The 19,472-nt window shown below is 68.5% G+C and carries 17 protein-coding genes and 1 pseudogene; 5 read left to right on the top strand and 13 right to left on the bottom strand.

Annotated features, from left to right (window positions below; all coding sequences use genetic code 11):
• Positions 1-207: 207 nt before the first annotated feature.
• Genes RSA25_RS06645 through RSA25_RS06630 form a run of 4 tightly spaced genes read right to left on the bottom strand, consistent with a single transcriptional unit; the run spans position 208 to position 3,871 of the window.
• Complete coding sequence (locus RSA25_RS06645) at positions 208-972, bottom strand: pseudouridine synthase (protein WP_332808119.1); 765 nt, start codon at positions 970-972, stop codon at positions 208-210.
• Between the two features lie 16 nt (positions 973-988).
• Positions 989-1,573 carry a class I SAM-dependent methyltransferase gene (locus RSA25_RS06640; RefSeq protein WP_332808116.1) on the bottom strand — a complete coding sequence of 195 codons (585 nt, stop codon included), beginning with the start codon at positions 1,571-1,573 and terminating at the stop codon, positions 989-991.
• A gap of 1 nt (position 1,574) precedes the next feature.
• A complete protein-coding gene (ubiB, locus tag RSA25_RS06635) occupies positions 1,575-3,233 on the bottom strand; it encodes a ubiquinone biosynthesis regulatory protein kinase UbiB (RefSeq protein WP_332808115.1) in 1,659 nt (552 codons plus the stop codon).
• Complete coding sequence (locus RSA25_RS06630) at positions 3,230-3,871, bottom strand: SCP2 sterol-binding domain-containing protein (protein WP_332808114.1); 642 nt, start codon at positions 3,869-3,871, stop codon at positions 3,230-3,232. The genes ubiB and RSA25_RS06630 overlap by 4 nt, the downstream gene beginning before the upstream one ends.
• Before the next feature lie 143 nt (positions 3,872-4,014).
• On the opposite strand from RSA25_RS06630, the gene ddlA reads away from it, so the two are divergent.
• Positions 4,015-5,121: a D-alanine--D-alanine ligase gene (gene ddlA / locus RSA25_RS06625; RefSeq protein WP_332808113.1), complete on the top strand. Its 1,107-nt coding sequence runs from the start codon at positions 4,015-4,017 to the stop codon at positions 5,119-5,121.
• A 79-nt stretch (positions 5,122-5,200) separates the two neighbouring features.
• On the opposite strand, the gene RSA25_RS06620 is transcribed toward ddlA, so the two are convergent.
• The 3 genes from RSA25_RS06620 to oleC form a co-directional block, all read right to left on the bottom strand.
• Complete coding sequence (locus RSA25_RS06620) at positions 5,201-5,356, bottom strand: DUF1328 domain-containing protein (protein ID WP_332808118.1); 156 nt, start codon at positions 5,354-5,356, stop codon at positions 5,201-5,203.
• Positions 5,357-5,417: 61 nt separating this feature from the next.
• Positions 5,418-6,428 (bottom strand): 2-alkyl-3-oxoalkanoate reductase, encoded by a 1,011-nt coding sequence (gene oleD, locus RSA25_RS06615; RefSeq protein ID WP_332808112.1) that lies wholly within the window; start codon positions 6,426-6,428, stop codon positions 5,418-5,420.
• Complete coding sequence (gene oleC, locus RSA25_RS06610; protein WP_332808111.1) at positions 6,425-8,080, bottom strand: olefin beta-lactone synthetase; 1,656 nt, start codon at positions 8,078-8,080, stop codon at positions 6,425-6,427. Before oleC ends, oleD begins: the two co-directional genes overlap by 4 nt.
• 104 nt (positions 8,081-8,184) lie before the next feature.
• On the opposite strand from oleC, the gene RSA25_RS06605 reads away from it, so the two are divergent.
• Positions 8,185-8,610, top strand: a complete 426-nt coding sequence (locus tag RSA25_RS06605; protein ID WP_332808110.1) for a YkgJ family cysteine cluster protein — start codon at positions 8,185-8,187, stop codon at positions 8,608-8,610.
• 175 nt (positions 8,611-8,785) lie between these two features.
• Here RSA25_RS06605 and RSA25_RS06600 read toward each other — a convergent pair whose 3' ends face one another.
• From RSA25_RS06600 to RSA25_RS06580, 5 genes and pseudogenes are all read right to left on the bottom strand, one after another.
• Positions 8,786-9,673, bottom strand: a complete 888-nt coding sequence (locus RSA25_RS06600; protein ID WP_332808109.1) for an alpha/beta fold hydrolase — start codon at positions 9,671-9,673, stop codon at positions 8,786-8,788.
• A gap of 81 nt (positions 9,674-9,754) precedes the next feature.
• Positions 9,755-10,246: pseudogene (locus RSA25_RS06595) on the bottom strand (Fic family protein); the annotation flags it as partial.
• A 151-nt stretch (positions 10,247-10,397) separates the two neighbouring features.
• The gene (locus RSA25_RS06590) at positions 10,398-11,414 is read right to left on the bottom strand and encodes a 3-oxoacyl-ACP synthase III (protein ID WP_038691210.1); all 1,017 of its coding nucleotides are present in this window, start codon (positions 11,412-11,414) and stop codon (positions 10,398-10,400) included.
• A 114-nt stretch (positions 11,415-11,528) separates the two neighbouring features.
• A complete protein-coding gene (locus RSA25_RS06585; RefSeq protein ID WP_332808108.1) occupies positions 11,529-11,846 on the bottom strand; it encodes a DUF4156 domain-containing protein in 318 nt (105 codons plus the stop codon).
• Positions 11,847-11,977: 131 nt separating this feature from the next.
• A complete protein-coding gene (locus tag RSA25_RS06580; RefSeq protein ID WP_332808107.1) occupies positions 11,978-14,842 on the bottom strand; it encodes a pitrilysin family protein in 2,865 nt (954 codons plus the stop codon).
• 404 nt (positions 14,843-15,246) lie between these two features.
• On the opposite strand from RSA25_RS06580, the gene RSA25_RS06575 reads away from it, so the two are divergent.
• The gene (locus RSA25_RS06575; protein ID WP_332808106.1) at positions 15,247-15,714 is read left to right on the top strand and encodes a hypothetical protein; all 468 of its coding nucleotides are present in this window, start codon (positions 15,247-15,249) and stop codon (positions 15,712-15,714) included.
• Between the two features lie 43 nt (positions 15,715-15,757).
• Positions 15,758-16,234: a tRNA (uridine(34)/cytosine(34)/5-carboxymethylaminomethyluridine(34)-2'-O)-methyltransferase TrmL gene (gene trmL / locus RSA25_RS06570; protein ID WP_332808105.1), complete on the top strand. Its 477-nt coding sequence runs from the start codon at positions 15,758-15,760 to the stop codon at positions 16,232-16,234.
• Between the two features lie 65 nt (positions 16,235-16,299).
• On the opposite strand, the gene RSA25_RS06565 is transcribed toward trmL, so the two are convergent.
• Positions 16,300-17,463 carry an acyl-CoA dehydrogenase family protein gene (locus RSA25_RS06565; protein WP_332808104.1) on the bottom strand — a complete coding sequence of 388 codons (1,164 nt, stop codon included), beginning with the start codon at positions 17,461-17,463 and terminating at the stop codon, positions 16,300-16,302.
• Positions 17,464-17,780: 317 nt separating this feature from the next.
• Here RSA25_RS06565 and RSA25_RS06560 point away from each other — a divergent pair, with 317 nt between their 5' ends.
• Positions 17,781-19,457, top strand: coding sequence for an electron transfer flavoprotein-ubiquinone oxidoreductase (locus RSA25_RS06560; protein ID WP_332808103.1), 1,677 nt, complete (start codon positions 17,781-17,783; stop codon positions 19,455-19,457).
• Positions 19,458-19,472 lie beyond the last annotated feature (15 nt).

Below are 19,472 nucleotides of genomic sequence, written 5' to 3'. Positions count from 1 at the left end.
CGCGTAAGCCATAGTTTATGGCTGCGAGGTGTCTACGGAACCCTGGGCGATTCAAGTTGCATGCCAAGTTCTATGCCAAATTAATCCAAGAGTATGAAAGCCAGCTTGCAATGCACTTGTTGTAGTTGGTCAGATGCGCTGCTCGCAGATGCTACGGAGCCTAAGCCAAACGCATCTAAAGATGGATCACTTCCAGACTCGCATTCCTCACAATACGTCCCACCCGAACATATCCACCGCCTTGCGGAATTCGCCGTCCACCGGCGCGCTGACGTCCATCAGGCTGCCGTCCGGGTGCGGGAAACGCAGGCGCTCGGCGTGCAGCAGCATGCGGTGGATGCCCATCATGCGGAAGCTGCGGTTGTGGCGGCCGTCGCCGTGGCTGGTGTCGCCGATCAGGTGATGGGAGAGGTGCTTGAGATGGCGGCGGATCTGGCGGAAGCGCCCGGTCTGCGGCTGGCAACGCATCAGCGCATAGCGCGAGGTTTCAAATTCGCCCATGGGCACGGCGATCTCGCCCATGGCCACGCGCTGGAAATGGGTGATGGCCTGTTTCTTGACCGGCTTGCCCGGGCCGCCATCGAGGTCGTGGTCGACGGTGAAGGCCGCTTCGGCCGGCCAGCCGCGGCAGATCGCCAGGTAATCCTTGGTGACATCCCCGCCCATCAGCGATTTGCCCAGCACGCTGGCGCTCTCGCGGTCGAAGGCCAGCAGCAGGCAGCCGCTGGTGGCGCGGTCCAGGCGGTGCACCAGGAAGATGGGCTTGCCCAGCTGCTCGCGCAGGCGGTCGGCAAGGAAGTCGTCTTCGCCCCGCGCCAGCTTGCTGTCATGGACCATCAGGCCAGCCGGCTTGTTGACCACGGCCAGGCGGTCGTCCAGGTGCAGCAGCTGCAGGGGGGCCGGGGCGGGCGCGGCGGGGGATGCGGTGTCGGTCTCGTTCACCGACCGATTATCCCCGCCTGCCGCGGGCAGCGCCATCCGCACCGATTCAGCCGTCGCTGCGCACCGCGATCAGTTCGCCATTGCCGATCGGCACGCACACGCTGGTGAACGCCGGATCGCCGCGCACCTGCGCCTCGAAGGCGGCCATCTGCCCGGCATGCGAGACCGCGTTGTCCACCACCAGCAACCCGCCCGGGCGCAGCACGCGGCGCAGCGCCGGCCACCACGCCAGGTACAGGCTGCGGTCGGCATCCAGGAACAGCAGGTCCACGCTGGCCTCGGCCGCTTCGCGCAGCCAGGCCGTCGCCTCGGCATGGACCAGCGCGACGTGCGCGCCCAGCCCACTGCGCTCGACGGTGGTGCGCGCCAGCGCCACCTTGTCGGCGGCGTACTCCAGCGTGGTCACCTGCCCGCCGATGGCGGCCGCCGCTTCGGCCAGCCACAGCGTGGAATAACCGTTGGAGGTGCCGATTTCCAGCACCTGGCGGGCCCGCGTGGCGCGCACCAGCACGCCCAGCAGCGCGCCGGTATCGGCGGTGATGTTGAGCATGCGCTGGGCACGCCCGCTGTGCGCGGCATCGTTGTCGGCGCCGAAGCGGGCCAGCTCGTCCTTGAGCGCCTGCAGCGTCATGTCAGCGCCGCCACCAGGCGCTGGCCAGCGAGAACAGGCCGGCCGCGCCACTCACCCAGCTCCATACCGGCGCATCGCCGAAGTACCAGCCGCCGGGCTGCATGCCGTACAGCACGGCCGCCACGATCAGCAGCCCGACGCCGGCGATGGCGGCCACCGCGCGCTTCTGCAGCTTGCGCAGGTTGTCGTTGAGCGCCACCAGGTCGGCCGAGCGCATCGACAGCTCGTGGCTGCCGTCCACCTGCTGCTTCAGCCAGGCATGCACCAGCCGCGGCATGTCCGGGGTGTGGGTCATGATTTCCGGCAGGCGCTTGCGCACTTCCTTCAGCACCCGGCGCGGGCTGTAGCGCTCGCGCAGGATGCGTTCGAGCACCGGCCGCGCCACCGCCCAGATGTCCAGCTGCGGATCGAGCTGGCGGCCCACGCCTTCGATGTTGAGCAGGGTCTTCTGCAGCAGGATCAGCTGCGGCTGCAGGGTCAGCTCGTAGCGCTGGGCCACGCGGAACAGCTTGATCAGCACTTCGGCCAGCGAAATCTGCGACAGCGGGCGGGTGAAGTACGGCTCGCACACCGAGCGCGCGGCCGCTTCCAGCTCGTCGATGCGCACGTTGCCGGGCATCCAGCCGGCTTCAACGTGGAGCTCGGCCATGCGCCGGTAGTCCTTGTTGAAGATGGCCATGAAGTTCTCGGCCAGGTAGTACTGATCTTCCTGGGAGAGCTGGCCCATGATGCCGAAGTCCAGCGCGATGAAGCGCGGGTTGTCGCGGCGGGCCGGGTCCAGGTCGACCCAGATGTTGCCGGCGTGCGCGTCGGCATGGAAGAAGTTGTCGCGGAACACCTGGGTGTAGAACACCCGCACGCCCTTGGCGGCCAGCGCCTTGCGGTCGATGCCGGCCTTGTCCAGCGCGGCGATGTCATCGGAGGGAATGCCCCACACCCGCTCCAGCGTCAGTGCGCGCTCGGCGGTGTGGCTCCAGATCACCTCGGGCACGTACAGATCGTCCGAGTCCACCCAGTTGCGACGCAGCACGCTGGCATTGGCGCCTTCGCGCTGCAGGTCCAGCTCGGCGGCCAGCGTGTTCTCGACCTCGGCCACCACTTCGCGCGGGCGGATCTTGTCCGCGCGCGGGTGGGTGCGCTCGACCAGCGCGGCGGCCGATTTCAGCAGCGCGATGTCCGCATCGATCTGGCGCTCGATGTCCGGGCGCAGCACCTTGACCACCACCTGGCGGCCATCGGCCAGGGTGGCCGCATGCACCTGGGCGATCGAGGCCGAGGCGAGCGGCTGCAGGTCGAAGCTGGCAAACGCCTCGCTCACCGGCAGACCCAGCGCCTGCTCGACGATGCGCTGGGCGGTATCGCCGTCGAACGGCTTGACCCGGTCCTGCAGCAGGGTGAGTTCGTTGGCCACGTCCGCCGGGATCAGGTCGCGGCGGGTGGAGAGGATCTGCCCGAACTTGACGAAGATCGGCCCCAGGTCCTGCAGCGCCAGGCGCAACCGTGCGCCCCGCGACTGCGCGGCGATATCGGCCGAGGCACGTGGCACGAACGGCTTGGCCAGGCGCAGCCAGCGCTCGAGCGGGGTGCCCTGCAGCAGGTCGTCCAGGCGGTAGCGCAGGATCACCCGGCCGATGCGGGTGGCGCGGAACATGGCCTTCATGCGCGCACCTGGCGCAGGCGCTGCACGCGCACGGCGATGCGTTCCACATCGTCACGCATCACGTCCACGTCGTCGTGGAAGGCTTCCAGTTCTGCTCGCGCTACCACGTCGCGGGACTCCTCGGTTACGAATTCTGCGGCGCTGTGCGCCAGGTCGGATGCGCCGCGGCGCGCGTGCTGCAGCGCCGAGCGCAGGCTGTTGGCCACCTGCACCCCCAGCACCTCGCCCAACACGCGCACGAACGGCTGCTGCCAGTCCGGATCGAAGCGCGTGGCCAGCTGCTGCAGGCGGCGCGCCAGTTCGGCATCACCGGACACCTTCACCCGCCCGGCGGGGGTGTCGCCACCGCGGCGCGCGTTGGCCAGGAACGGCAGCTGCGCCAGCACCCCGCCGAGGGTGCTGCGCACGGCCAGGTCCGGCTCCTGCTGCGGATCCACCGGGCCCACCGTCAGGCGCTCGCCCTCCACCCCGATCCGCATCGCCAGGGCCGGCGATTCCAGGGTGAGGGCGATGTGGCGGCCATCCAGCGCGGCCAGCGCGCCACGGGTGTCCGGGTCCAGCGCCAGCGCGCGGTTGAGCGCCAGTTGCAGCGCATTGCCGGCCAGCGGTTTGAGGGAACTGAGGAAGGAACGGGCCATCGCTGCATTCTAACCGGCCCGTGGCAGGCCAAGGCCGTCGCGGTGATGCCCAGGCTGACGGGTGGATGAAGGGCGGGTGCGCCACGGCCGGCGGACCGGTTCATGCTAGGGGTCCATGAAGATGGCAAGGAGCAGCAGCAGGCATGAGCAAGACCCGGGTAGGCATCATTTTCGGTGGCCGTTCGGCCGAGCATGAAGTGTCGTTGCAGTCGGCGAAGAACATCCTCGATGCGCTGGACAGGGAACGTTTCGACGTCACCCTGATCGGGATCGACAAGCAGGGCCAGTGGCACGTGAGCGATCCGCAGGGCTTCCTGCTGCACGCCGAGGACCCGGCGCGGATCGCGCTGAACCGCTCCGGCAATGCGGTGGCGGTGCGGCCCGGGCTGGAGCAGGCGCAGCTGGTGCCCACCGACCCGGCCACGGCGCTGGAACAGATCGACGTGGTGTTCCCGATCGTGCACGGCACGCTGGGCGAGGACGGCTCGCTGCAGGGCCTGCTGCGCATGGCCAACCTGCCTTTCGTGGGCAGCGGCGTGCTCGGCTCGGCCGTGTCGATGGACAAGGACGTGGCCAAGCGCCTGCTGCGCGATGCCGGCCTGGCGGTGGCGCCGTTCGCCTGCTTCAACCGGGTCACCGCCGCCGGGGCGGACTACGCGGCCCTGGTGGCACAGCTGGGCTCGCCGCTGTTCGTCAAGCCGGCCAACCAGGGCTCGTCGGTGGGCGTGAGCAAGGTCGGCAATGCCGCCGAGTTCCATCACGCGCTGGCCCTGGCGCTGTCCTACGACCACAAGGCGCTGGTAGAGACGGCGATCGATGGGCGCGAGATCGAATGCGCCGTGCTGGGCAACGAACATCCCCAGGCAAGTGTGTGCGGCGAGGTGGTCGTGCACGACGACTTCTATTCCTACGACACCAAGTACATCAGCGAGACCGGCGCCGAGGTGGTGGTGCCGGCGGCCATCGGCGATGCCGACCAGCAGCGCATCGGCGCGATCGCGATACGGGCCTACCAGGCACTGGACTGCGCCGGGCTGGCGCGGGTGGACGTGTTCCTCACCCGCGACGGGCAGGTGGTGGTCAACGAGGTGAACACCCTGCCCGGCTTCACCCGGATCAGCATGTACCCCAAGCTGTGGGCGGCCAGCGGCCTGGGCTACACCGCGCTGATCAGCCGCCTGCTCGACCTGGCGCTGGCCCGCCACGCACAGGAACGCGGGCTGCGCAGCTCCATAACGACGACGGCCTGAAGCGCATCAGCGCCCCAGGCCGTCGTCACCGCCACGTTGCCTGCCGCGCGGGAGAGAGGTCGCGCGGCAGGCCGGCGGACTACCCTCGCTTGCGGAACATCGACACCACCGCCAGGATCAGGAAGACCACGAACAGGATCCAGGCGATGTTGCTGGCGGCACCGGCGATGCCGGAGAAGCCGAGCACCGCCGCGATGAGGGCGATGACGAAAAAGATAACGGCGTAATGCAGCATGTCGATCCTCGCGTAATGCGTGCCGGATTGGCGTGCTGCCATGGTGGCCAGAAAGCGGTGTTCAGGAAGTGATGGCATCGCGTGCGTGCGATGAAGACTTCAGCCTCGTGAGGCCTTCGTCAATGCTCACCTGCGGCACGTAACCGAAGTCGCGGCGGGCCGGCTCCATGCTGTACCAGTGCGGGGTGCACAGCTGCTCGGCCAGGAAGCGGGTCATCGGCGGCTCGCCGCGCAGCCGCAGCAGCGGCCACAGGCGTTCGGCCACCGCGCCGATGCGATAGGCGGTCTTGAAGCTGATCGACTTCTCCACCGCCGGCGCCCCCACCGCGGCCAGCAGCTTGTTGAGCAGCTCGCGCATCGGCAGCGGCTCGCCGTTGGAGATGAAGTAGGCCTTGCCCGCGCACGCCGCGCCGGGCGCCAGGTGCTCCAGCGCCAGGAAGTGCGCCAGCGCGGCATTGTCGATATAGGTGGTATCCACCCGGTTGTTGCCATCACCGACGAAGCGCAGCCGGCCGGCACGCGCGCGCTCTGCCAGGCGCGGCACCAGCTGCTGGTCGCCCGGGCCCCAGATCAGCCGCGGGCGCAGCGCCACGGTGGCCAGGGTGGCGTCGTTGGCGGCCAGCACGCGCTGCTCGGCGATGGCTTTCGTCGCCGCATACGGCGCCTGGAAATTCTCGCCGTAGGGCACCTCGTCCGCGCCCAGGCCTTCCACCGGGTGGGTGGCGCGGTGGGTCACGCTGGGCGTGGAGGTATACACGAGCCGGCCGACCCCATGCGCGCGGCAGGCCGCCAGCACGTTGTCGGTGCCCACCACGTTGGACTGGTAGTAGCTGTCATAGCTGCCCCAGGCGCCGGCCTTGGCGCCGTTGTGGAACACCGCGTCCACGCCGGCCACCGCGTGCCGCACCGCCTCGGCATCGGCCAGGTCGCCACGGATCTGGCCCACGCCCAGCGCGGCCAGTGCGGGGTAATGGCCGCGGTTGAAGCTGAGCACCTGGTGGCCGCGGGCGACCAGCCCCTGGCACAGCGCCTGCCCGAGAAAACCACCACCACCGGTCACCAGGATTTTCATGCGTTCGATTCCACGTGCGTTGCGGCCCAGACCGCGAGTTTTTCACGGCCGATCTTGGCGTTGTGGCGGATATCCACCGGAAAGGACGGGTGCATCAGGAAGGTTTCCACGCGGGCCGTGTGCGGGTGCGCGGCCGCCGCCTGGCGCAGGCGCTCGCGCAGCGCCGGGGTGTCGGTGCTGCCGGGCTGCAGCTCCACGCACAGCACCGGCCGCTGCTGGCCGGCGGCGCCCACGCCCACCAGCGCGGTGCGGGCGATGCCCGCCAGCGCATTGAACACCGGCTCCACCTGCTCGGTGTACATCGGCCCGTGCGCGGTCTCCAGGCGCTGGGTCTTGCGCCCGCAGAACCACAGCCGCCCCTGCGCATCGAAGTAGCCCACATCGCCCATGCGATGCACCACCCGGGTGCTGCCATCGGCCTGCACTTCGCGCACCTTGGCCGCGGCGGTGGCCTGGGGCCGGTTGAAGTAGCTGTCCGTGGTGGTTGGGCCGGCCACGGTGATCTCGCCCACCTCGCCGGCCGGCAGCTCGCGCACCTGCGACCAGTCGGGCAGCGGGGCGTCGTCGATGGCGATGATGCGCACCTGGTTGGGCGCCACCACGTGGCCCACGCAGGTGCCCGCGCCGTCCTCGGTGGCCTGGCGGGTGCTTTCCAGCTCGCGGCCTTCGATCACCGCCACCGGCAGGCATTCGGTGGCCCCATAGGGCGTCCAGAACTCGGCATCGGCCGGCAGCAGCCGGCGGATCCGCGCGACCACGTCCGGCGGCACCGGCGCGCCGGCCGAGGTGACCCGGCGCACGCCGGCCAGGGGCTGGCCATGGTCGGCCAGCACCCGCATCAGCGCTGGCGAGCCGAACAGCTGGGTGACGCCGAAGCGGGCGATCGCATCGTGCAGCTTGCGCGGGTCGGCCTTGGCCGGGCGCGTGGGGTCCATGTCCGGGATTACCGAGGTCAGGCCCAGCGCGGGGTCGAACAGCGCGAACGGCGGGAAGGTCGGCAGGTCCACCCCGCCCGGCTCCATGCCGAAAGCCGCGCGCAGCAGCTCCACCTGGCCCACGAAGTGCCGGTGGCGGTACACCACGCCCTTGGGCACTCCGGTGGAGCCGCTGGTGAACAGGATCGCGGCCACATCCTCGCCGTCGGTGGTCGCCATCGGCGGCGGCGCGCGCCGGCCGTCGGCCTCGATCCGGTCCAGCGTGGTGCCGCCCCAGCCCCAGCGCCGGCCCACGGTGACCAGCGTCTTCACCCCCGGGCACCAGCGCAGCACCAGCCGCGCCACGTGGGCCAGGCCGATGCCGATGAAGGCCTGCGGCTGCGCCTCGTCCAGGCATTGCCTGAGCGCGCGCTTGTCGATGCCGGGGTCGACCAGCACCGGCACCGCGCCGTTCTTGAACAGCGCGAACATCAGCAGGAAAAACGCCGGCGACGGCCGCACCATCACCACCGCGCGCACCCCGCGGCCGATGCCGTGCGCGGCCAGGCCGGCGGCCAGGGCATCGCTGCGTTCGTTGAGGGTGCGGTAATCCAGGGTCACCTCGTAGGTGGCCATGCCCCCGGGGCCGGGCTTGCCCGGGCAGCGGATGGCGATCTGGTCGGGGCGCTCGCGGGCCAGTTCGGGCAGGCGCGCGGCAATGTTGTGGGCGGCGTTCATCCGTTCATTGTCGCCGCTGCAGAAAAATCTTGCGCGGGCGGCCGCAGCGTGGAAAATTCGCGCCCTTCCCTCCTGCTCGATTTGCCGCCCAAGGCCGGCACCCCATGTCCCATCCTTGCCTCACCTGCGGCGCCTGCTGCACCCAGTACCGTGTGGCGTTCCACTGGATGGAATCGGACGAGGTCACCCCCGGCGGCGTGCCGCACCAGCTCACCCAGCCGCTGGACCCGCATCGGCTGTGCATGCGCGGCACCCTGTCCAAGCCGGTCTACTGCGTGGCCCTGGATGCCGAGATCGGGGTCTATTCGCGCTGCAGCATCCATCCCAACCGGCCCAGCGTGTGCCGCGAGGTCGATGCGTCCTGGGAGTACGGCAAGGCCAGCCCGCAGTGCGACAAGGCACGGGTGGCGCACGGCATGCCGGCGCTGACCCTGGCCGACTGGGGCTGGCGGGACGAGGCGGGCAATGACGACGACCATCCCGATGACAACGGCAATTCGCCGGCCCCACAGGCGCCGATCGCGGCGTGAAGGTGCGCGTCCGGGGGTTGATGGCCCGGCGCGAAGGGCAGCCGACCAACGGTCGGCTCTACGGGCGGGGCTCCCGACCCGATCAAATGTCAGTGCCCTGTGACCGGTTTCGATCCGACCCAACGTCCTACCCACCGGTTGCTGGGTAGGTGACGACCGTTGGTCGTCACCCCGGTCAAATCGGGTTTGCGTCCAAAAACGCGCGGATCTTCGGCACCAGCACCTCGTGCTTGTCTTCCAGCACGTAGTGCCCGGCATCCTCGAAGGCATGCACCTCGGCCTGCGGCAGCGCGGCCTGGAAGCCGGCCAGGAAGTGATGGTCGAACACGAAGTCGCGCAGGCCCCAGCCGATGAAGGCCGGGCGGTCGGCGTAGGTGGCCAGCGTCTGGCCCGAACGCTCCAGCAGCGACCACGCCTTGTCGGCCGGCGACAGCGGGATGTCCTGCATGAAGCGGATCGTGCTGATGCGGTTGGCATAGCTGTCGTACGGGGACACATAGGCGCGGCGCACGTCGGCCGGCATCCTGCGCTCCACGCCCAGCCACGAGGCGCCGGAGGAGAACGCGTTGAAGGTGCGGATGATCCACTCGCCCACTTTCCAGTGCCGGCCCAGCGCGATCTGCCAGGGCATCTGCTTGGCCGCCGGCATCGGGAAGGCGGCCGTGTTGAGCACCACCAGCCGCTTGACCTGCGCATGGTGGGACAGTGCCCAGCCAAAGCCGATCATGCCGCCCCAGTCGTGCACGGCCAGGGTGACCGGCCCGGTGATGCCCAGGTGCGCCAGCAGCGCGTCCAGGTCGTCCACGCGCGACTGCAGGGTGTAGGCGTAGCGGCTGTCGTCGGGCTTGTCGGACAGGCCCATGCCGATATGGTCGGGCACGATGCAGCGGTACGTGTCCGACAGGCCGGCCACCAGCGTGCGCCAGTAGTAGCTCCACGACGGATTGCCGTGGACCATCACCACCACCTCGCCCTCGCGCGGGCCTTCGTCGAGATAGCTCATCGACAGGCCGGGACGGACGTCGAATTTCTTTGGACTAGCGGGATAACCGGGAAGATTCATTGAAACCGCAACCTGTCGATGCTGAAGGCACCATCGCCTTGTAGATTTTCACCAGGCCCGCACCTGCGCGCGAGCCCACGTTCACCGCGCCTGCGGCAGTACATAGCCCCCAGGCGCATGCGCATTGTCCGATAGAAGCTGCAGGTAGGCCGGGTGCAGGAACAGCTTTTCCTTGCCCATGCGCTGCTCTTCCAGCACCCCGATATCAACCAGCTCACGCAGGTAACGCGCGGCGGTTTCGCGCTTGGCGATCCCCGCCTCGACCACATTCTGGATGCGGCAGTACGGCTGGCTGAAAAGAACATCGACCAGTTCGCGACTATAGGTCTTTGGCCGATGCTGGCGCACCCACTCGCAGGCCTGCTCGTGCAACTGGCGGATCGCATCGATCTTGGCACTGGTCCAGCGCGCGGTATCGGCGACGGCATCGAGCATGTACGCCACCCAGGGCGCCCAGGCACCCTCGCAGGTGACGGCCAGCAGCAGCCGGTAGTAGTCGGCCTTGCGCTCGATGATGTAGCGCGACAGATACAGCACGGGGCGATCCAGCAGGTCCTGCTCGACCAGCATCAGGACGCCTCATGTCGATGGAATCGACATGATGTCGATTACATGTCCAGAAATACACAAAATTCGCACATGAATGGGACGTGGGTTTGGTTTCGCCCCGGTCCCTGCCGCCGACGGAGCCAACCCCGGAAACCGGGGTCGACCCTGGGAACGCTTACCAGACCACTTCGGCCATCGAGCAGTTCAGGCCCGAACCGATGCCCAGCAGCGCGATGCGGTCGCCCTTCTTCAGGCGGCCCAACTCCTTGAGCTTGCTCAGCACGATCGGCACCGAGGCCGGGCCGATGTTGCCGTGCTCGCCGAAGATGGTCATGACCTTCTTCGGGTCGATGCCGAAGTTCTTGATGAACGCGGCGGTGTGCGGCTGGCTGACCTGGTGGATGACGAACTGGTCCAGCTCGTCCACCGCCCAGCCCAGCGCTTCGCGCGCGGCCACGAAGGTCTTCTGCGCCAGCTTGATGCCCTCGATGAGCAGCATGCGGGTGTCGGTGACCATGCGGTCCAGGTTGCCCCGGCACAGCTGGTTCCACTCGGTGGCCGAGCGGGTCACGCCGCCGCGGTAACGCGGGGCGTCGGGCACAAGCTCGGTGCGCGCCATCACCATGGCCGCCGCGCCGCAGCCCAGGGTCAGGGCGGCCATCTCGTTGCGGAAGTCATCGGCGGTCACGCCCGGCAGGGCCATGCGCTCGAGGGTCTTCTCGTAGACCAGGTTGGCGGTTTCGCCATCGACGATCAGCGCGTAGTCGATTTCGCCGCGTTCCAGCATGCGGGCGGCGATGTCCATGCCGTTGATGAAGGCCAGGCAGGCGTTGGCGACGTCGAAGGTCATGCATTCGTCGCCCACCCCCAGGTTGCCCGAGACGATGCTGGCCGTGGACGGCTCCAGGTAGTCGCGGCTGACCGAGGTGTTGACCAGCAGGCCGATCTTGTCGGCGCCGATGCCGGCGTCTTCCAGCGCCTTGCGGGCCGCCAGGGTGGCCGCGTCGGAGGCGAGCATGTCCGCATCCCACAGGCGACGGGCATGGATGCCGGCGATGTCGCCGAGCACGTCGGTACGGATGCCCAGACGATCCAGCGTCGGCTGCAGACGTTCGTTGATTTCCTTGGACGTCAGCGTGTGCGGCGCGTCGATGTGCGCCAGGCCGGCGATAGAGACATTCTTGAAGAGCATCAGTTAGCGCCAAGGCTCAGGCAAAGGGGGCGCTATTGTAAGCCGGCCTTGCCTTCACCGCACCTTTACGAATTCACGCCCGGGCGTATGGTACGGCCGGGCGTGCTGAAGGGTTCAGCGCGGGGGGCACTGGAAGGCCAGGAAGCGCTGGCTGCCATCGGCCGGCTGGCCGGCGGCCTGGACCGCATTGGCCCCGGCGCTGGGGGCTTCGTTGCGGGCCAGCGTTTCCAGTTCTTCCTGCACGCGCAGGGGGTTGCGGTTGTAGAAGGCGACCTTGCTCTTGACCGTCACCACCACCTCGCCCTTGGTCTGGCAGCCGCTGGGCGCCGGCCCGGCGGGCAGCACGCGCACGGTCTTGCCCACCGGTTCGATCGGCACCCAGGTGCAGGCGGTGGCGCTGAGGGTCAGCAGGGATAGCAGGAGAACGCGCATGTGGGGGACCTGGCTGGGACGACGAGAAAGGAGTGTGCGGAAAACGGCTGAATCGGGGGTGATGGGGTGCCGGGCACTGGCCCGGCACCCTGCTTCGGCAGGTCAGCGAGGTTGCCGGCCAGCGGCCGGCACTACCGGGCGGGGGTGGCCGCGGGGGCCGTTTCCTTTCCGTCGGCGTCGATGATGTGGATCTCGCCCAGGTTCAGCGCGCGCACTTCCTTCTCGGTCTGCTTGAGGTCGCCGACCACCACCCAGGTGAGGGTCTTGGGGTCCAGCGTGGCCGCGGCCTGCTGCACCTGCGCCGGGGTCATCGCCTCGATCTCGGCCTTGCGCTTGAACACGTAGTCGTCCGGGCGCTGGTAGCGCACGATGCTGCTGATGGTGCCCAGCACCGCGCTGGCGGTTTCATAGGCGCCGGGCAGGCTCAGCGTCTGGATGTTGCGGATGCGCGCCACTTCGGCGGCGGTGGCCGGCTTGGCCCCGCTGGCGAACTCGCTGATCTCCTTCTGCATCTCCTGCATGGACTCGGCGGTCTTGTCGATCTGCACCGGTGCGCGGGCGCCCCACGGGCGCTGCCCCAGGGTGTTGCTGGCACTGCTGCCGGCGCCGTAGGACCAGTGCTTCTGCTCGCGCAGGTTCATGTTCAGGCGCGAGGTGAAGTCGCCACCGATCACGCCGTTGGCGATATCGAAGCGGGTGCTGCCCGGGTCCATCGAGGACGGCACCAGCTGGCTGGCGAACAGGTTGGCCTGCACCGCGCCGGGCTGGTCGATCAGGTACACGCGGGCGTGGGTCGGGCGGGCCACGTCCGCCGGCGCCTTCACCTGCGGGGCGGTGCCCTGGCCCTTCCAGTCACCGAACTGGCGCTCCAGCAGCGGCACGATGTCCTTCAGGGTGGTGTCGCCGACCACGATCAGGGTGCCCTGTTCGGGGCGCAGCGATTCGCGATGGAAGGCGACCAGGTCCTCGCGGGTGAGCGACTGGATGTCCGCCTCATTGCCGCTGCCGGTGAAGGGAATGGCATACGGGTGGCCCGCGCCGTACAGCAGGGTGGGCATGACCCGCATCGCCGCGGCGCTGGGGTTGACCTTCTCCTGCTGGATGCCGGCGATCCAGGTCGCCTTGACCCGGTCGATCTCGGCCTGGTCGAAGCGCGGCTGGCGCAGCATGTCCGCGTACAGGGCCAGCGACGGGGCCAGGTTCTCCTTCAGCGCGGACAGGTAGACGCTGGCGCTGTCCAGCGAGGCCGAGGCGCCCATGCTGGCACCCAGCGCGTCGGCGGCGTTGGCGAAGGGCAGCGCGCCCAGCTTGCCGGCGCCTTCGCCCATCAGGTCCATGGTGAAGTTGGCGGTGCCCTGCTTGCGGCCCTGGTCGGCGGTGAAGCCACCCGGGAATTCATAGCTGAACTGCACCACCGGGATGTCGTGGCGCTCGGCCAGGATCACCCGGGTGCCGTTCTTGAGCGTGGCGCGGTGCAGCTGCGGGAACTTCAGTTCCGGGAACGTCTTGGTCTGCGGCACGCCGCTGCTGCGATCCACCTGGGTGGGCAGGGCGCTGAAGCGCGCGTCCACCGCCGGCACCGTGAACGGCTTGGGCGAGGCCGACGGCAGTTCGGCCAGGGCCACGCGTGCGCCCGGCTCGACCACGATGGTGTGGTCGCCCGCGCTCAGCCACTTGGCGCCCACGGCCTGCACGTCGGCGGCGCTGGCCGCATCGATGTTGGCCAGCGACTTGCGGAAGCAGCCCGGGTCGCCCTCGAACACGGTGCACTCGGCCAGGGCGTCGGCCTTGCCGCCGAACCCACCGATGCGCTCGATGCCGCGGATGAAACCGGCGCGGAAGGCGGTCTTGCCGCGGCTCAGTTCGTCGGCGGTCGGACCGTCCTTGGCCAGGCGCTTGATCTCCTCGTCGATGATCGCCTCCACCTTGGCCGGGTCCACGCCCTGCTTGACGGTGGCCATCACCACGAAATTGGAGCCCAGCTGCGAGCCGTAGGCACCGGCGCTGATGTTGTCCACCAGCTTGTCCTGGTGCAGCAGGCGCTGGTCCAGGCGCGAGGACTTGGCCCCGCCCAGCACCTGGGCGAACAGCTGCAGCTGGTCGATGTCGGTGGTGCCCACCTGCGCCACGTTCCAGGCGCGGTAGATGCGGGCCTGCGGCACCTTGTCGGTCATCACCTCGCGCGTGCTCTTCTCGCGCTTGGCCACGTCCACCTTGGGCTGGGCCATGCTCGGGCCGGCCGGGATGTCGCCGAAGTAGCGGGCGACCTTTTCCTTGGCGGTGGCCACGTCGATATCGCCGGCCAGCACCAGCACCGCGTTGTTGGGGCCGTACCAGGTGCGGAACCAGGTCTTGACGTCGTCCAGCGAGGCCGCGTTGAGGTCGTTCATCGAGCCGATCACGCTGTGGTGATACGGATGGCCTTCGGGGTACATGGCGCGGGTCAGCTTCTCCCAGACCTGGCCATAGGGCTGGTTCTCGCCCTGGCGCTTCTCGTTCTGCACCACGCCGCGCTGCTCGTCGAGCGCGGCCTGGTCGATCGCACCGAGCAGGTGGCCCATGCGGTCGGACTCCATCCACAACGCCATGTCCAGCGCGGTGGTGGGCACGTTCTCGAAGTAATTGGTGCGATCGGTGTTGGTGGTGCCGTTCTGGCCGGTCACGCCGACCTGCTTGAAGGGCTCGAAGTACTCGCCGTCGTGGTTTTCGCTGCCCTGGAACATCAGGTGTTCAAACAGGTGCGCAAAGCCGGTACGGCCGGCCGGCTCGTCCTTGCTGCCCACGTGGTACCAGACGTTGACCGCCACGATCGGGGCCTTGCGGTCGGTGTGCACCACCACGCGCAGGCCGTTGGGAAGGGTGAACTGCTCGAACGGAATGTCGACCTTGGCCGGCGTGGCGGGCTTGGCCATCACCGGGGCGGGCGCGAGGCTGCCCAGGGCGGCGGAGAGCGCTACAGCCAGCAACGCAGCACGCGGTCGAAGATGAACGGTCATTCCGGTTCCTTGGTCATGAAAGTGAAGGCCGATGCTAGCGCGTGCAGGCGCCTTGCGGCATCGGCCAACAGTCATTGCGGCGATCGGGAACTTTCCGTGCGGGGCAAGGCCGGGCAGGGCCGGGAAGCGGCGCGCTGAACCGTTGAAGGCGGACACCTGAAGCGGCTGGACGGACAGGTGTCCGGACAGCGGACACCGCGTTACCGCTACAAATCCCTTTTAAATCAATGATTAAAAGTTGGCACGGGAACTGCTCTGTAGTCAGGGCAGGAAACCTCAGCCCAGACCGAAACTGACTGAACGCTGAACAAAAACGGAAAACTTCAAATTCCGCTTGCACCACGAGAATCGGTGTACTACCTTACTACCACACCACTGCCCACCAACACTAAACAGGTCCCACCATGAACACCAAGATCATCGCCATCGCCATCGCCCTCGCCGCCGGCACCGCGTTTGCGTCGAACGTGCAGGCCGCCGACATCATCACCCTGGACACCGTGCAGGTCCGTCCTTCGGCCGACCAGCTCGCCCAGGCCGAAGTGGAGCGCACCAGCGCCATTCCGACCCTGGCCCTGGTGGAAGTCCGCCCGACCGCCGGGCTGATCGCCGACTACCGCGCCGAACTGGCCGGCAGCCGCCGCGTCACCACGCTGGCCGCCGTGCAGGTGCGTCCGACCGCCGACCAGGTGCAGGCGCTGGCCGCCGAGCAGGTCAACGACCGCGACTACGTGGCCACCCTGACCGCCGCCGCCACGGCCGTGGCCCGCGATGTGATCGTCAACCTGCCGGCCCTGCAGGTGCGTCCGTCGGCCGCCGACCTGCAGGCGCTGGCGCTGGAAACCGCCGCCCAGGTGCTGGTCCGTCCGTAACCGGTTGCTGCGGTAACCCGCAGCAGCCGCGTAAACTGCGGCGATGACCGCGCCCACGTTCCACGTCATCCTGTTCCAACCGGAAATCCCGCCGAACACCGGCAATGTGATCCGCCTCTGCGCCAACACCGGCGCGCGGCTGCACCTGATCGAGCCGCTCGGTTTCGACCTGAGCGACAAGCAGCTCAAGCGCGCCGGCCTGGACTATCACGAATACGCCCGACTGCAGGTCCATCCGGACCTGGATACCGCCCTGCAGGCCATTGCACCCACACGTTTGTTCGCGCTGAGTACCCGCGGGAGCGTGCGTCATGACACCCCGCAGTTCGCCGATGGCGATGCCTTCCTGTTCGGCCCGGAAACACGTGGCCTGCCGCAGGACCTGCTCGATTCGCTGCCCGATGGACGGCGCCTGCGCCTGCCGATGCAGCCGCACAACCGCAGCCTCAACCTGTCCAACACCGTGGCCGTGGTGATGTATGAGGCGTGGCGGCAGAGCGGGTTTGCCGGCGGGGAATGAAGCGGCGGCACCTGACCGTTCAACGGTAGCACCGGCCGCTGGCCGGCTCCCCCACCGCCGGCACCCTAGAACGCGTTGATGCCCGTCAGCTCGCGCCCGATCACCAGTTGGTGCACGGTCTCAGTGCCCTCGTAGGTAATGACCGATTCCAGGTTCAACGCGTGCCGGATCGCCACGTGTTCGGTCGTGATGCCCGCGCCGCCGAGCAGGTCGCGGCATTCGCGCGCGATGTCGATGGCCATGCGGCAGTTGTTCCACTTGGCCAGGCTGACCTGCTGCGGTTGCAGCTGGCCGGCGTCCTTCAACCGCCCCAGCTGCAATGCCAGCAGCTGCGCGGTGGTGATGCGCCGGGCCATGTCGGCCAGCTTGATCTGCGCGCTCTGCGTGGCCGCCACCGGGCGGCCGAACAGCACGCGCTGCTTGGTGTAGTTCAGGGCCTCGTCCAGGCAGGCCACGGCGGCGCCGATCGGGCCCCAGCTGATGCCGTAGCGGGCCTGGTTCAAGCAGCCCAGCGGGCCTTTCAGGCCCTGCACGTTGGGCAGGCGGTTGGCGTCGGGCACGCGCACGTTGTCGAAGAACAGCGCGCCGGTGAGCGAGGCGCGCAGGCTCATCTTGTGCTTGATCTCCTGGGTGGTGAAGCCGGGCATGCCCTTCTCCAGCACGAAGCCCTGGATGCCGTCCTCGGTGTGCGCCCAGACGATGGCGATGTCGGCAACCGGGCCGCTGGTGATCCACATCTTGCTGCCGTTGACCAGCCAGTCGCCGCCGTCGCGCACGGCGCGGGTCTTCATCGCCGCCGGGTCCGAGCCGCCGTGCGCTTCGGTCAGGCCGAAGCAGCCGATCACCTTGCCGGCGGCCATGTCCGGCAGCCAGCGGGTGCGCTGGTCTTCGCTGCCGTAGGCGAAGATCGGGTACATGCACAGCGAGCTCTGCACCGACACGAAGCTGCGCAGGCCCGAATCGCCGCGTTCCAGCTCCTGGCAGATCAAGCCGTAGCTGACCGCGTTGAGCCCGCCGCCACCGTATTGTTCGGGCAGGCTGCTGCCCAGCAGGCCCAGGCCGGCGATCTCACCGATCAGCTCATCCGGGAAACGGCCCTGGTCGAAGGCGTCGCCGATGATGGGCAGCACGCGTTCGTCGGTGAAGCGCGCCACCGTGGCCTGCACGGCGCGTTCCTCGTCGCTGAGCAGGGAACGGACATCAAACAGGTCGTACGGATTCAGTGACATGGCTACCCGGGTGCGAAGGCGATCAGACAGTCCCCATTGTGGTCGCTGCGCGTGGCCCGGCCAAGGCACGCCGCAGCACGGTCGAGGCGGCATCGCGACCGGCGGTGCCGGCGGGCACATTCGCATTGGTGCGCCGCACCATCGGCGCGTGTGAAGCATGCACTCACGTGGCGCCAACGTCGGCGATCTAGGCGGAAACGCCGTGTCCCGGTACCCTGCTCATCTGATCCAGTAGTTGCGCCGTGTGCTGCGCGCGCGATTCCCAGGCAACGACCGTCGGCCCAGCCCTCGGCACTACCCAAGAGTTACGCACCCCCATGAGCGAAGAGACCCCCGCCCTGCCCCCGCGCGAAGCCATGGAATTTGACGTGGTGATCGTCGGTGCCGGCCCCGCCGGCCTGGCCACCGCGATCCGGTTGCGCCAGCGTGCCATCGAGGCCGGCCGCGAGCTGTCCGTCTGCGTGCTTGAGAAGGGCTCCGAGCCCGGCGCGCACATCCTCTCCGGCGCGATCATGGACCCGCGCGCGCTCACCGAACTGTTGCCGGACTGGGCCGAGCGCGGTGCCCCGCTGAAGCAGAAGGTCACCCGCGACCAATTCCTGTTCCTCAGCGAGACCGGCGCGCGCGGCACCCCGCACGCGCTGCTGCCCGAGTGCTTCCACAACGACGGCAACTACATCGTCAGCCTGGGCGAGGTCACCCGCTGGCTGGCCCAGCAGGCCGAAGCGCTGGAGGTCTCGATCTTCCCCGGCTTCCCCGCCGCGGAGGTGCTCTACAACGAGGCCGGCGCGGTGATGGGCGTGGCCACCGGCGACATGGGCATCGAAAAGAACGGCCAGCCCGGCCCCAACTTCGAGCGCGGCATGGAACTGCATGCCCGGTACACCATCTTCGCCGAAGGCTCGCGCGGCCACCTCGGCCGCCAGCTGATCGCGCGCTACCAGCTCGACGCCGGCAAGGACCCGCAGGCCTACGGCATCGGCATCAAGGAGCTGTGGCAGATCGACCCGGCCAGGCATGAGCCGGGCCTGGTGGTGCACGCCGCCGGCTGGCCGCTGGACAACGCCACCTACGGCGGTGCGTTCCTGTACCACGCCGAAGGCGGCAAGGTCTCCATCGGCTACGTGGTCGGGCTGGATTACAAGAACCCGTGGCTGAGCCCGTTCGAGGAATTCCAGCGCTTCAAGACCCACCCCTCGATCCGCAAGCACCTGGAAGGCGGCAAGCGCATCGGTTACGGCGCCCGCGCGATCACCGCCGGCGGCCTGATGTCGCTGCCCAAGACGGTGTTCCCCGGTGGCGCGCTGGTCGGCTGCGAGGCCGGCTACCTCAACGTGAGCCGCATCAAGGGCAGCCACGCGGCGATCAAGACCGGCATGCTGGCCGCCGATGCCGCCTTCGATGCGCTGGCCGCCGACCGCCAGCACGACGAACTGAGCGCCTACCCGGCCGCGTTCGAAAGCAGCTGGCTGCATGCCGAACTCAACCAGTCGCGCAATTTCAAGCAGTGGTTCAAGAAGGGCCAGACCGTGGCCACGCTGATGACCGGCATCGAGCAGTGGCTGCTGCCCAAGCTGGGCATCCGCAACCCGCCGTGGACGCTGCGCCACAGCACGCCGGACCATGCCTGCCTGGAGCCGGCCGACAAGCACGCGCGCATCGTCTATCCCAAGCCCGATGGCGTGCTCACCTTCGACCGGCTCAGCTCGGTGTTCCTGAGCAGCACCAACCACGCCGAAGACCAGCCCAGCCACCTGACGTTGAAGGACGCCAGCGTGCCGGTGCAGGTGAACCTGGCCGAGTACGCCGGGCCGGAAGCGCGCTACTGCCCGGCCGGGGTGTATGAGTTCGTCGGTGCCCCGGGCAACGAGCAGCTGCAGATCAACGCGCAGAACTGCGTGCACTGCAAGACCTGCGACATCAAGGACCCCACCCAGAACATCGTCTGGGTGACCCCGCAGGGCGGCGGCGGCCCCAACTACACCGGCATGTGATGCCCCGCGCCTGCG

The organism is Stenotrophomonas sp. (genome assembly GCF_036662295.1).
Taxonomy (GTDB): domain Bacteria; phylum Pseudomonadota; class Gammaproteobacteria; order Xanthomonadales; family Xanthomonadaceae; genus Stenotrophomonas.
This window is presented reverse-complemented; position numbering and strand designations above follow the sequence as displayed.

Coding starts and splice junctions, on each gene's coding strand:
- RSA25_RS06630 (WP_332808114.1), bottom strand. CDS start 3,871: ATGGCCCGTTCCTTCCTCAGTTCCCTCAAACCGCTGGCCGGCAATGCG.
- RSA25_RS06590 (WP_038691210.1), bottom strand. CDS start 11,414: ATGCTCTTCAAGAATGTCTCTATCGCCGGCCTGGCGCACATCGACGCG.
- trmL (WP_332808105.1), top strand. CDS start 15,758: ATGACCGCGCCCACGTTCCACGTCATCCTGTTCCAACCGGAAATCCCG.
- RSA25_RS06605 (WP_332808110.1), top strand. CDS start 8,185: ATGTCCCATCCTTGCCTCACCTGCGGCGCCTGCTGCACCCAGTACCGT.
- RSA25_RS06585 (WP_332808108.1), bottom strand. CDS start 11,846: ATGCGCGTTCTCCTGCTATCCCTGCTGACCCTCAGCGCCACCGCCTGC.
- ddlA (WP_332808113.1), top strand. CDS start 4,015: ATGAGCAAGACCCGGGTAGGCATCATTTTCGGTGGCCGTTCGGCCGAG.
- ubiB (WP_332808115.1), bottom strand. CDS start 3,233: ATGAAGGCCATGTTCCGCGCCACCCGCATCGGCCGGGTGATCCTGCGC.
- RSA25_RS06580 (WP_332808107.1), bottom strand. CDS start 14,842: ATGACCGTTCATCTTCGACCGCGTGCTGCGTTGCTGGCTGTAGCGCTC.
- oleC (WP_332808111.1), bottom strand. CDS start 8,080: ATGAACGCCGCCCACAACATTGCCGCGCGCCTGCCCGAACTGGCCCGC.
- RSA25_RS06600 (WP_332808109.1), bottom strand. CDS start 9,673: ATGAATCTTCCCGGTTATCCCGCTAGTCCAAAGAAATTCGACGTCCGT.
- RSA25_RS06620 (WP_332808118.1), bottom strand. CDS start 5,356: ATGCTGCATTACGCCGTTATCTTTTTCGTCATCGCCCTCATCGCGGCG.
- RSA25_RS06640 (WP_332808116.1), bottom strand. CDS start 1,573: ATGACGCTGCAGGCGCTCAAGGACGAGCTGGCCCGCTTCGGCGCCGAC.
- RSA25_RS06565 (WP_332808104.1), bottom strand. CDS start 17,463: ATGTCACTGAATCCGTACGACCTGTTTGATGTCCGTTCCCTGCTCAGC.
- oleD (WP_332808112.1), bottom strand. CDS start 6,428: ATGAAAATCCTGGTGACCGGTGGTGGTGGTTTTCTCGGGCAGGCGCTG.
- RSA25_RS06575 (WP_332808106.1), top strand. CDS start 15,247: ATGAACACCAAGATCATCGCCATCGCCATCGCCCTCGCCGCCGGCACC.
- RSA25_RS06560 (WP_332808103.1), top strand. CDS start 17,781: ATGAGCGAAGAGACCCCCGCCCTGCCCCCGCGCGAAGCCATGGAATTT.